The organism is Micromonospora sp. DT62, assembly GCF_049847285.1.
GTDB lineage: Bacteria > Actinomycetota > Actinomycetes > Mycobacteriales > Micromonosporaceae > Micromonospora > Micromonospora reichwaldensis.
This window is the reverse complement of record NZ_JBNCOB010000024.1, coordinates 1-13506: the sequence shown is the minus strand read 5'-3', so window position 1 is coordinate 13506 and position 13506 is coordinate 1. Positions and strand designations below refer to the sequence as shown.

The following is a 13506-nucleotide window of genomic DNA, read 5'->3' as shown; positions in this document are numbered from 1 at the left end:
TGGAAGGTTGGTCATCTCAGGAGATTCCAAACTCTTTGCTGATGAAGTCGAAGATCTCGTCGTCGCTGGCCGAGTCGAGGTCAGGCCGGTCCGGTTCGGCGGCGGGTCCGGCCGCCAGGTCGGACGCCTTGGCGAGCAGGTCCTGCATCCGGGCGGTGAACCGGGCCCGGGCCGCCGGGTCGAGCGGGATGGCGTTGAGCAGGCTCTCCACCGTGTCGATCCCCTGGAAGAGGGGTTGCGTGGAGGGCGCCGCGTCGGCGGCGATCTCGCTGGTCAGCTTCTCGGCGAGCGCGGTCGGCGTCGGGTAGTCGAAGACCAGCGTCGCCGGCAGCCGCAGCCCGGACAGGCCGTTGAGCCGGTTGCGCAGGTCGACGGCGGTGAGCGAGTCGAAGCCCAGGTCGGTGAAGAGCCGGTTCGGGTCGACGGCGTCGGCACCGGCGTGGCCGAGGACGGCGGCGATGTTCGCCCGTACCACGTCGAGCACCACCTTGAGCCGTTCCGGGCCGGCCAGGCCGGCGAGCCGCTGGCTGAGCTGCACCCCGCCGGAGCGGGCGCCCGTGGCGTCGACGGAGCGCCGCATCGGCACCCGGACCAGGGCCCGGAGCATCGGCGCGAGGGTGCCGGCCTCGGCCTGCCCGCGCAGCGTCCCGACGTCCAGGCGCATCGGCACGACGGCCGCCGCGTCGAGCCGCCACGCGGCGTCGAAGAGGTTCAGCGCCTGCTCGGTGGCGAGGCCGGCGGCGCCCTGCTCGGCCATCCGCCGCACGTCGTCGTCGCCGAGGTGGCCGGTCATGCCGCTGGCCTGCTCCCAGAGGCCCCACGCGAGCGAGATGCCGGCGAGCCCGCGGGCCCGGCGGTGCGCCGCGAGGGCGTCGAGGAAGGCGTTCGACGCGGCGTAGTTGGACTGGCCGGCGCTGCCCAGGGTGGCCGCCGCCGAGGAGAACAGGACGAAGGCCGCGAGGTCCGCGTCGGCCGTGAGGCGGTGCAGGTGCCACGCCGCGTCGATCTTCGGCACGGCGACCGCGTCCACCCGTTCGGGCGTCATCGACTCCAGCACGCCGTCGTCGAGGACACCGGCGGCGTGCACCACGGCGGTGAGCGGGTGCGCCGCGGGCACCCCGGCCAGCAGCGCCGACAGGGCGTCGGGGTCGGCGGCGTCGCAGGCCGCGACGGTCACCTCCGTACCGGCGCCGGCGAGTTCGGTGACGAGGTCGTCGATCCCCTCGGCCGCCGCGCCGCGCCGCCCGGCCAGCAGCAGGTGCCGCACGCCGTGGGTGGTGGCGAGGTGGCGGGCCAGGATGCGGCCCAGCACGCCCGTGCCGCCGGTGATCAGCACGGTGCCGTCCGGGTCGATCCCGCCGGGCAGCGGCTCGACGCCGGCCGGGACCCGCCCGAGCCGTGGCGTGCGCACCTGCCCGGCCCGCACGGCGAGCTGCGGCTCGCCGGAGGCGATCGCGGCGGCCAGCGCGGTGGCGCTGTCCGGGGTGTCGTCGAGGTCGACGAGCTGGCACCGGCCCGGGTGTTCGAGCTGGGCGGTGCGCAGCAGACCCCAGACCGGGGCCTGGCGCAGGTCGACCACCTGCTGCTCGCCCGCCGCGACCGCGTCGCGGGTGACCAGCACCAGCCGGGACTCGGCGAACCGGTCGTCGGCGAGCCAGGTCCGCAACGCGGCGAGGGTACGGTGCGTGGTGGCCCGCGCCTGCCCGGCCAGCGCCGGGTCCGTCGGGTCTCCGGCGTCGCCGATCGGCACGATCACCGCCTCGGGCGCCGGCTCACCCCCCGCGAGCAGGTCGCCCAGCGAGTCGAGGTCGACGTCGGTACGCACCCGGGCGCCGGCCGCCTCGCAGGCGGCGCTGAGCGCCAGGTCGTCGCCGAGCGCCACCCAGCGGGTGGCCGCCGGCACGGGGCCGGTGGGCACCGGCAGCGCCGGCCAGTCCACCTGGAACAGCGACTCGTGCCGGCCGGAGCGGGCCGCGCCGAGCGAGTCGCCGGAGACCCGGCGCATGATCAGCGAGTCGACGTGCAGCACCGGGGCGCCGGTGGCGTCGGCCACCTGGAAGGAGACGCCGACCTCGCCGGCGGCGGCGACGCGTACGCGCAGGGCGGTGGCCCCGGCGGCGAGCAGCGACACCCCGGTCCAGGCGAACGGCAGGCGGGGCACGCTGGCGTCGGCGCCGTCGCCCATCCGGCCGAGGAAGCCGCCGATCGACATGGCCTGCAACGCGCCGTCCAGTAGCGCCGGGTGCACCCCGAAGCGGCCGGCCTCGGCGTGGTGGTCGGCGGGCAGTTCGACCTCGGCGAAGACCTCGTCGTCGCGGGTCCACGCGGCGCGCAGGCCACGGAACGCCGGGCCGTACCCGAAGACGGTCGCCTCGATGCCGGAGTAGAAGTCGTCGGCCTCGACGCGCGTCGCGCCGGGCGGCGGCCACACCCCCAGGTCGAACGCGGGCGCGGCGTCGGCCGGCTGCGGACCGAGCAGGCCGGTGGCGTGGCAGGTCCAGGCGACGTCGGCCAGGATCTCGTCGGAGCCGTCCCGGTAGGGCCGGGAGTAGAGCTGGACGGTGCGCCGCCCGTCGTCGTCCCGGTCGCCGACCATCAGCTGCACCTGGAGCGCGCCGAGTTCGGGCAGGACGAGCGGGGCGAGCAGGGTCAGCTCCTCCACCGTCGGGCAGCCGGCCTGCTCACCGGCGTACGTGGCCAGTTCGACGAAGGCGGTGCCGGGCAGCAGGATGTTGTCCATCACCCGGTGCTCGCCGAGCCACGGGTGGGTACGCACCGACAGCCGCCCGGTGAAGACCATCCGCTCGCTGTCGGGGAAGGTCAGCGTGGCGCTGAGCAGCGGGTGCCCGGCGTCCTGGAGGCCGGCGGAGCTGACGTCCTGCGCCCGGTGCAGCGGCGGCTCGACCCAGTACCGCTGGTGGTCGAAGGCGTACGTGGGCAGCGCCATGACGGCGGTCTCGGCGAGGACCGTGCCCAGGTCGACCGGCAGGCCGATCGTGTGGGCGGTGGCGAGGTTCGTCAGCAGCCGCGTCGCGTCGTCGTCGCCACGACGCAGGCTGCCCAGCGTGTGCCCGGTCGCGCCGGCGTCGTCCAGGATCGCCGTCACCGGCATCGTCAACACCGGATGCGGGGAGATCTCGACGAACGTGGTGTGCCCGGCGGCGACCGCGACGCGCACGGCGGCGTCGAACTGCACGGTCTGCCGCAGGTTGTCGTACCAGTAGCCGGCCGTCATCGACGCCGGGTCGACCCAGTCCCCCGTCAACGTCGACACCAGCCGGGTGTGGCCCTGCTGCGGCGCGACGTCGGCGAGATCGGCGCGCAGTTGCTCGGCGACGTCCTGCACCGCCACGGAGTGCGACGCGTAGTCCACCGGGATCAACCGGGCGCGCACCCCGTCGGCCTGGCACGACTCGACCAGGTCGGCGACCGGCTGCGGCGGACCCGACACCACGACGGTGGACGGGCCGTTCACCGCCGCCACCCCGACACCCGGGAACGCCGGCAGCCGCTCGGCCACCGCCTCGGCCGACAGGTCCACCGAGGCCATCGTCCCGGTGCCCCGCAGCACCGTCAGCGCCCGCGACCGCAGCGCGACGGCCTTCGCCGCGTCCTCCAGAGACAGGATCCCGGCCACGCACGCGGCACCGATCTCCCCCTGCGAGTGACCGACCACCGCCGCCGGAACCACACCGGCGTGCTGCCACACCGCGGCGAGGGCCATGCCGACAGCCCACAGCACCGGCTGCACGACCTCGACGCGCGCCAACCACGACTCGTCGTCGCCGGTCAACACCGAGACGAGGTCCACGTCCAGGTACGGGGCGAGGGCCCGCTGGCACTCCGCCAGCCGCGCGTCGAACACCGGCGTACGACCGACGAGACCGGCCGCCATCCGCGCCGACTGCGCACCCTGACCCGGGAACACGAACACCGGACCCGCGCCGTGAGGCGTGGCGGTGCCGGCGACGACGTTGCCAGCCGGTGACCCGGACGCCAGGGCGTCCAGCCCCGCCAGCAGCTCCTCCGTGCTCGACCCGACGACGGCCGCCCGCTGGTCGAACACCGACCGGGTGGCGGCGAGGGACCAGCCCACCGCCGCCGCGTCGATGTCGCCGTGCTCGCGCACGTACTCCGCCAGGCGGGCCGCCTGGCCGGTCAGGGCGCCCTTCGACCGCCCCGACAGCGACCACAGCACCGCGTCGGCGGTCACGAGCCCGGGGCCGGGCTCGGCCGGAGCCACGGCCTGCGGCTCGTCGGCCTGCTCGATGATCACGTGGGCGTTGGTGCCGGAGATGCCGAACGAGGACACCGCCGCCCGGCGCGGCCGGTCCACCGCCGGCCACGGCCGCGACTCCGTCGCCAGTTCGACGGCGCCGGAGGTCCAGTCGATGTGCGGGGACGGCTCGTCCACGTGCAGCGTCGCCGGGACGAGGCCGTGCCGGATGGCCTGCACCATCTTGATCACGCCGGCGACACCGGCGGCGGCCTGGGCGTGGCCGATGTTCGACTTGATCGAGCCGAGCAGCAGCGGTCGGTCGGCGGGCCGCTCCCGCCCGTACGTGGCGAGCAGGGCCTGCGCCTCGATCGGGTCGCCGAGGGTGGTGCCCGTGCCGTGCGCCTCGACCACGTCCACGTCGGCGGTCGTGAGCCGCGCCGACGCGAGGGCCTGCCGGATCACCCGCTGCTGCGAGGGGCCGTTCGGGGCGGTCAGCCCATTGGAGGCGCCGTCCTGGTTGATCGCGGAGCCGCGCACCACCGCGTACACGGTGCGGCCCTGCCGGCGGGCGTCGGAGAGCCGCTGCACGAGCAGCATGCCGACGCCCTCGGACCAGCCGGTGCCGTCGGCGGACGCGGCGAACGACTTGCACCGGCCGTCGGCGGCCAGGCCGCGCTGCCGGGAGAACTCGACGAACGCGGTCGGGGTGGCCATCACCATGACGCCGCCGGCGAGGGCCATGTCGCACTCGCCGCGCCGCAGCGCCTGACCGGCCCAGTGCAGCGCGACGAGGGAGGACGAGCAGGCGGTGTCCAGCGACACCGCCGGCCCCTCCAGCCCGAACGTGTACGCCACCCGTCCCGAGATGACGCTGCTGGTCATCCCGGTCAGCATGTAGCCCTCGGCGGCCTCCGGCGAGTACGCGAGCAGCGAGCCGTAGTCCTGGCCGCTGGTGCCGACGAAGACGCCGGTGCTGCTGCCCCGTACGTCGGCCGGGTCGATGCCGGCGGACTCGAAGGACTCCCAGGTGGTCTCCAGCAGCAGCCGCTGCTGCGGGTCCATGGCCAGGGCCTCGCGGGGCGAGATGCCGAAGAAGCCGGGGTCGAAGCGGTCGACGCCGCTGAGGAAGCCGCCGCCCCGGGCGTAGAAGGTGCCGGGGGCATCCGGGTCGGGGCTGTAGAGGCTGTCGAGGTCCCAGCCCCGGTCGGTCGGCAGGTCGCTGATCGCGTCGACGCCGTCGACCACCAGCCGCCACAGGTCGTCGGGCGACCACACGCCGCCGGGCAGCCGGCAGGCCATGCCGATGATCGCCAGGGGCTCGTCGTCGCCGACCGACACGGCGGTCGTCGTGGGTCGCACGGGGACCGGGGTGCCGGCGATCTCCGTACCCAGGAAGGCCGCCAGGTCGTGCGGGGTCGGGTAGTCGAAGACGAGGGTGGCCGGCAGCCGCATCCCGAAGGCGTTGTTGAGCCGGTTGCGCATCTCGACGGCGGTGAGCGAGTCGAAGCCGAACTCGCTGAACGCCCGGCGCGGCTCGATGGCCGCCGGGTCGGGGTAGCCGAGCACGGCGGCGGCCTGGCCCCGGACGATCTCGACCAGCGCGGCGGCCCGCTCGGCGTCGCCGAGCCCGGCGAGCTGCTGCACGAGCGACGCGCCGGTGGTGGCCGCGGCGGCGCGGGCGGGCATGCGGATCAGCGCCCGGTACAGCGGCGGGATGCTCCCGCCGGCGAACTGCACCTTCATCGCGGCGAGGTCCAGCCGGGCCGGGACGAGCGCGGCGTCGGTGGTGCGGCAGGCCGCGTCGAAGAGGGCGAGCCCCTCCTCGGCCTCCATGGCGGCGACGCCGGAGCGGGAGATCCGGTTGAGGTGGACGTCGTCCAGCTCGGTGGTCATGCCGCTGCGGTCGGCCCAGAGGCCCCAGGCGAGGGTGAGGGCGGCGAGGCCGCGCGCCTTGCGGTGCTGGGCCAGCCCGTCGAGGAACGCGTTGGCGGCGGCGTAGTTGCCCTGGCCCGGGCCGCCGGCGGTGGCGGCGAGGGAGGAGTACGAGACGAACGCCTTCAGGTCGAGGTCGGCGGTCAGCTCGTGCAGGTGCCAGGCGGCGTCGACCTTGGGCCGCAGCACGCCGTCCATCCGCTCGGGGGTGAGCGAGGAGATGACGCCGTCGTCGCGGACGCCGGCGGCGTGGATGACGGCGGTGAGCGGGTGCTCCGCCGGGATGCCGGCCAGCAGCTCGGCCACGGCGCCGCGGTCGGCGACGTCGCAGGCGGCGACGGTGACGCTCACGCCGAGCGCCTCCAACTCGGCGCAGAGCTCCGCGACGCCCCCGGCGGCGCGGCCGCGTCGGCTGGTGAGGATCAGGTGCCGGACGCCGTACGTGTCCACGAGGTGCCGGCTCATGAGCTGGCCGAGGGTGCCGGTGGCGCCGGTGATCAGGACGGTGCCGTCGGAGTCGAACGGGGCGGCCGGCGGCTCGGTCGGGGCGGGGACCCGGGTGAGCCGGGCGCCGGCGGCGACGCCCGCCCGGATCACGACCTGCGGCTCGTCGGTGGCGACGGCCGGGACGAGCGCGGCGGCGGAGCCGGTGAGGTCGTCGACGTCGACCAGCACGAACCGGTCGGGGTTCTCCGACTGGGCGGAGCGGAGCAGGCCGATCACGGCGGCGCCGGCCAGGTCGGTCAGGTCGGTGTCCCAATCGGTGGCGACCGCGCCCGAGGTCAGCACCACCAGCCGGGAGTCCGCGTAGCGGTCGTCGGCGAGGAACTGCTGGAGCACGGCGAGCGCCCGGTGGGTCACCTCGGCGACGGCCCCGGGCACGTCCGCCGACGCGGGCGGGTCGAGGAACGGCACGAGCAGCACGCCGGGCGTGCCCGTCCCGTCGTCCATCGCCGTGGCCAGGGCGGTCAGGTCGGCGTACGCCGTCACGGTCGTGCCGGTGGCGGCGACCGCGTCGGTGAGCGCCGCCGCGTCGCCGATGACCGCCCAGTCGACGGTGGACGGGCCGGCGGGCAGCGCGAGGGGGGCCCACTCCACCCGGAACAGCGACTCGGCGCCGCCGCCCCCGGCGGTACGGAGCTGGTCGGCGGAGACCGGCCGCAGGACCAGGGAGCCGACGGAGATGACGGGCGCCCCGGTGACGTCGGTGAGCAGCAGCGAGATGCTGTCGGGGCCGGTGTGCGAGACCCGGACGCGGGCCGCCGCGGCGCCGGCGCCGTGCAGGGCGACGTCGTTCCAGGAGAACGGCAGCCGGCCGTACCCCGACGGCATGTCCGCCCCGGAGGGCTCCCCGGCCGGCGTGGTCAGGCCGAGGGTGTGCAGCGCCGCGTCTAGCAGGGCCGGGTGCAGGCCGTACCCGCCGGCCTCGGCGGCGGGGGCCTCGGGCAGCGCCAGCTCGGCGAAGAGGTCGTCGCCGCGCCGCCAGGCGGAACGCAGGGCGATGAACGACGGGCCGTAGTCGTAGCCCTGGGCGGCGAGGTTCAGGTAGAGGTCGTCGGTGCCGACCTCGGTCGCGCCCGGCGGGGGCCAGGTGGTCAGGTCGGACCAGCCGGCGGGGCCGTTCGGCACGGCCGGGCCGCTGGCCAGCACGCCGCTGGCGTTGCGGGTCCAGGCCCGCTCGCCCTCGGCCGGCTCGCCGTCCTGGGCGGAGTGCAGCGACACGGACCGGCAGCCGGTCTCGTCCGCCGGGCCGATCCAGAGCTGGATGTCGACGCCCCCGGTCTCCGGCAGGATCAGCGGCGACTCCAAGGTGAGTTCGCGGACGTGGTCAGCGCCGACGTGCGCGCCCGCCTGGAGGGCGAGTTCGACGAAGCCCGTGCCGGGCAGCAGCACGGTGTCGAAGACGACGTGGTCGGAGATCCACGGGTGGGTACGCCGGGCCAGCCGGCCGGTGAACAGGAAGCCCTCGGCGTGCGCGACGCCGACGGCGGCCCCGAGCAGGGGGTGTTGCGCGGGCCGCAGGCCGAACGCGGTGACGTCGCCGGTCCACCCGGCGCCCGCCTCGGGCCAGTAGCGCTGGTGCTGGAACGCGTACGTGGGCAGGTCCACCCGCCGCGCGCCGGTGTCGGCGAACCACGGCTGCCAATCGACGGCCACCCCGTACGCGTGCAGCTCGGCCAGCCCGGCCAGCAGCGCGTGCACGGCGGGCCGGTCCTTGCGCTGCACGGCGACGGCCAGCACGCCGTCGTCGCCGGGCAGGATGTCCGCCGCCATTGCGGTCAGTACGCTCTGCGGCCCGACCTCCAGGAACGTGTCCGCCCCGGCGGCGCGCAGCGCGGCGACCCCGTCGGCGAAACGCACGGCCTGCCGCACGTGGCGCACCCAGTAGTCGGCGCTGCGGATCTCGTCGGCGTCGGCGAGCGCCCCGGTCACGTTCGACACGATCGGCAGCGCCGGCGCGGAGAACTCCAGCCCGTCCAGGACCGTCCGGAACTCGGCGAGCATCGGCTCCATCAGCGGACTGTGGAACGCGTGGCTGACCGTGAGCCGACGCGTGCGCACGCCCCGCTCCCGCCAGAGCCGCTCCACCTCGTCCAGCGCGTCGACGGCACCGGAGACGACCACCGAGGTCGGCCCATTGACGGCCGCGATCCCCACGTCGGCGAGCCCGTCGAGCGTGGCGAGGACGTCGGCCTCGGTGGCCGCGACGGCGAGCATCCCGCCGCCGGTAGGCAGCGCCTGCATCAGCCGGCCCCGCGCCGCCACCAGCGCCGCCGCATCGGCCAGCGACAGCACCCCGGCCACGTGCGCCGCCGCGACCTCGCCGATCGAGTGGCCGCCCACGAAGTCCGGTGCGATCCCGAAGGACTCCACGAGCCGGAACAACGCCACCTCGACGGCGAACAGACCGGCCTGGGTGAACGCGGTCTGGTCCAGCAGCTCCGCCTCGGCGGAACCCTCGGGAGCGAACAGCACGTCCTTCAGCGGGCGCGGCAGCAGCGCGTCGAGGTACACGCACACCTCGTCGAGCGCGGCGGCGAAGACCGGGAACTCGGCGTACAACTCCCGACCCATGCCGGCACGCTGCGCGCCCTGGCCGGAGAAGAGCACCGCCAGCGTTCCCCGGCCGCCGGCCTGGCCCGTGACGACGGCGCCCGACGGCTCCCCGGCGGCGAGGGCGCGCAGCCCGGCCAGCAGGTCGTCGCGGCCGGTCGCGGAGACCACGGCCCGGTGGTCCAGGGTGGAGCGGGAGATGACCGACGAGAACGCCACGTCCAGGGGGCGCAGGGTCTCGTCGGCGGCGATCCGGGCCGCCCAGCGGCCCGCCTGCGCGGCGAGGCCGGCGGCGTCCCGGGCCGACACCGGCACCGGCACGACCGGCCGCTCGACCACCGGCGCGGCGGCGGCCGACGGGGACTGCTGGGGCGCCGGGGCCTGCTCCAGGATGGTGTGCGCGTTGGTGCCGGACACCCCGAACGAGGAGACCGCCGAGCGGCGCGGGCGGCCCACCGCCGGCCACGGCGTCGCCTCGGTCACCAGCGACACCTCGCCGGCCGACCAGTCGACCTCGGGCGTCGGCTCGTCCACGTGCAGGGTGGGCGGGACGACGCCGTGCCGCATCGCCATGACCATCTTGATCACACCGGCGACCCCGGCGGCGGCCTGGGCGTGCCCGATGTTCGACTTGACCGACCCGAGCAGCAGCGGCGCCGAGTCCCCCCGGTCCTGCCCGTACGTGGCGAGCAGCGCCTGCGCCTCGATCGGGTCGCCGAGCCGGGTGCCGGTGCCGTGCGCCTCGACCACGTCCACGCCGCCGGCGGCGAGACCGGCGTTGGCCAGGGCCTGCTGGATCACCCGCTGCTGCGACGGCCCGTTCGGGGCGCTCAGGCCGTTGGAGGCGCCGTCCTGGTTCACCGCGCTGCCCCGCACCACGGCGAGGATCGGGTGGCCGTTGCGCTGCGCGTCCGACAGCCGCTCCAGCACCAGGACGCCGACGCCCTCGGACCAGCCGGTCCCGTCGGCGGCGGCGGCGAACGCCTTGCACCGGCCGTCGGCGGCGAGGCCGCGCTGCCGGGAGAACTCGACGAAGGCGGCCGGGGTGCACATGGCGGTGACCCCGGCGACGATGGCCAGGGTGCACTCGCGCTGCCGCAACGCCTGCCCCGCGAGGTGCAGGGCGACCAGGGACGACGAGCAGGCGGTGTCGATGGTGACCGCCGGCCCCTCCAGCCCGAAGGTGTAGGCGATCCGGCCGGAGACCACGCTGCCGGCGTTGCCGGTCATCAGGTGCCCTTCGAGGCCCTGAGCGGCACCCATCAGCACGGTGCCGTAGTCCTGGCCGGTGCTGCCGGCGAAGACGCCGGTGCGGCTGCCCTTCAGCGAGTGCGGGTCGATGCCGGCCCGCTCCAGGGCCTCCCACGAGGTCTCCAGCAGCCAGCGCTGCTGCGGGTCCATCGCCAGCGCCTCCCGGGGGGAGATCGCGAAGAAGCCCGGGTCGAAGTCGGCCAGGTCGTGGACGAAGCCGCCCTGCCGCGTGTACGACGTGCCGCTCTGCTCCGGGTCGCTGTCGTAGAGCGACCCGAGGTCCCAGCCGCGGTCCTCCGGGAAGTCGGAGACCACGTCCCGGCCGGACGCGACGACCTCCCACAGGTCCTCGGGCGACCGCACCCCGCCGGGATAGCGGCAGCTCATGGAGACGATGGCGACCGGTTCCTGTTCACCGGCCTCCACCTCGCGCAGGCGCTGGCGCACCTGGTGCAGGTCAGCGGTGACCCGCTTGAGGTAGTCGAGAAGCTTCGCCTCGTCAGCCATGGACCGCGCACTCCTTGTGTTGACCCGTCGTCGCAGCAGCGATCACGTCAGGACATCCCCAGCTCGCGGTCGATGAAGTCGAAGACCTCGTCCGGCGTCGCGTCCTGGAGCTTCTCGGCGACGGTGTCGCCGTCCGCCGGCGCGTCGGCCTCGTTGAGGGAGGCCAGCAGCGCCCGCAGCCGCTCGGTGATCCGAATTCGGGCGCTGCGGTCCGGCGCCGAGCCGGAGAGCGCCGCTTCCAACCTGTCCAGCTCACCGAAGACCGGTGCGACCCCGACCACGCCGCCGTCGACGATGGCGGCCCGCACGTACTCGGCCAGCCCTGCGGCGGTCGGGTAGTCGAAGACGACCGTGGCGGGCAGCCGGACGCCGGTCGCCGCGGTGAGCCGGTTGCGCAGCTCCACGGCGGTCAGCGAGTCGAAGCCGAGTTCGCGGAACGCCCGGTCCGGCTCGACGGCGTCCATCGAGGCGTGGCCGAGGACCGCGGCGGCCTGCCCGCGTACCAGCTCCAGCAGGGTCTTGCGTCGTTCGGCGTCGGTCTGCCCGGCGAGCAGGGCGGCCAGGGACTCCGCGGAGACGCCGGTGTCCTCGGCCCGCTCGGCGACGGCCCGCCGTGCCTCGGCCACGCCCGCGATGAGCGGGCTGGGCCGCACGGCCACGAACCCGGGAACGTAGCGGGCCCAGTCGATGCCGGCCACCATCGTCGCCGGCTCGTCCCGCGCGACGCACTGCGCGAGCGCCGTGAGTGCGGCTTCGGTGTCGAGGCGGGCCACGCCGGTGCGGCGGCGGCGTTCCTCCACGGCCTGGTCGGTGGCGGCCATCCCGCCGGCCGCCCAGGGGCCCCAGGCGACCGAGGTGGCCGGCAGGCCCTGCCGGTGCCGCTGCTCGGCGAGGGCGTCGAGGTAGGCGTTGGCGGCGGCGTAGCTGCCCTGACCGGCGGCGCCGAGCTGGCCGGCCAGCGCGGAGAACAGCACGAACGCGCGCAGTTCCCGCCCGACGGTCAGCTCGTGCAGGTGCAGGGCGCCGAGCACCTTGGGCCGCAGGACGGTGGCGAGGCGGTCGGCGGTGAGCCCGTCGAGCACCCCGTCCTCCAGGACGCCCGCCGCGTGCACCACGCTGGTCAGCGGTGCGTCGGCGGGTACCTCGTCGAGCAGCTTCGCCAGCGCCGCCCGGTCGGCCACGTCGCAGGCCGCGACGGTCACCCGGGTGCCCGCCCCGGTCAGCTCCCGGGCCAGTTCGGTGGCGCCGGGAGCGTCCGCGCCGCGACGGCTCACCAGCATCAGGTGCTCGGCGCCCCGGGCGGCCAGCCAGCGGGCCACCTCCGCGCCGAGCGCGCCGGTGCCGCCGGTGACCAGGGTCGTGCCCGGGTAGCCGGCCTCGTCGGTGGCCGCCTCGCCGCCGGGCGCCCGCACCAGCCGGCGGACGAGGATGGTGGCGCCGTCGACCGCGAGCTGATCCTCGCCGTCGAGGCCGGCGAGCGCGGCGCAGAGCAGGTCCCAGCCGTGGTCGTCCAGGGTGGCCGGCACGTCGACCAGGCCGCCCCACCGCTCGGGGTGTTCGAGGGCCACGACCCGGCCGAGGCCCCAGAGCAGCGACTGCTCCGGCCGGCCGGGCGTGCCGCTGCGGGTGGTACCGGCGGCGCCCCGGGTGACGCACCACAGCGGCGCGGCCACGTCGAGGTCCCCGAGCGCCTGGATCAGCGCCAGCGAGCGGGCGAGGAAGGGCGGCACCGGCTGGGTGTCGTCGACCGCGCCGTCGGCGAGGGCGAGCAGCGACAGCACCCCGTCCACCGGAGCCGGTACGCCGTCGGGGGTGCGGACGGCACCGCTCAGGTGCGCGGTGAGGGCGGCCCGGTCGGTCAGGTTCTCCGGCACCAGCACCAGTCGGACGTCGGCGCCCCGGCGGGTCAGCTCGACGATCGCGGCCTCGCCCTCCTCCGGGTGCCGCTCGTCGGCGACGACCCACCAGGCGCCGGGCAGGAAGCTGACCGGCGTCCCGGTGTACGGCTGCCAGACGCTGCGGTACCGCAGGTCGTCGAGGCTGGACCGGTTGCGCTGCTGCCGCCGCCAGGAGGCGAGCACCGGCAGTGCGGCGCCCAGCCGTTCCAGGGAGTCCGCCGCCTCCTGCTCGGTGAGTTCCGCGAGCGCGGCCAGGTCCTCACTTTCGACGGCCGCCCAGAACGCGGAGTCGACGCCGCTCGGGGTCTCCTCGGTGTCGCCCTGCCCGGTCACCGCGGTCGGCCAGAAGCGGTTGCGGTCGAAGGCGTACGTGGGCAGCGCCACGACGTCGGTCTCGGCGAGGACCGTGCCCAGGTCGACCGGCAGGCCGATCGTGTGCGCGGTGGCGAGGTTCGTCAGCAGCCGCGTCGCGTCGTCATCACCACGACGCAGGCTGCCCAGCGTGTGCCCAGTGGCGCCGGCGTCGTCCAGGATCGCCGTCACCGGCATCGTCAACACCGGATGCGGAGAGATCTCCACGAACGTGGTGTGCCCGGCGGCGACCGCGACGCGCACGGCGGCGTCGAACTGCACGGTCTGCCGCAG

General features: G+C 75.7%; 2 protein-coding genes. Both read right to left on the bottom strand.

The window, feature by feature from the left end; all coding sequences use genetic code 11:
- Positions 1–16: 16 nt before the first annotated feature.
- Entirely contained in the window at positions 17–10963 is a 10947-nt protein-coding gene (locus ACPXCB_RS25580) for an SDR family NAD(P)-dependent oxidoreductase (RefSeq protein ID WP_425878139.1), read from the bottom strand.
- Positions 10964–11010: 47 nt separating this feature from the next.
- On the bottom strand, positions 11011–13506 hold a 2496-nt coding region (locus ACPXCB_RS25575; RefSeq protein ID WP_425878137.1), incomplete at its 5' end, for an SDR family NAD(P)-dependent oxidoreductase.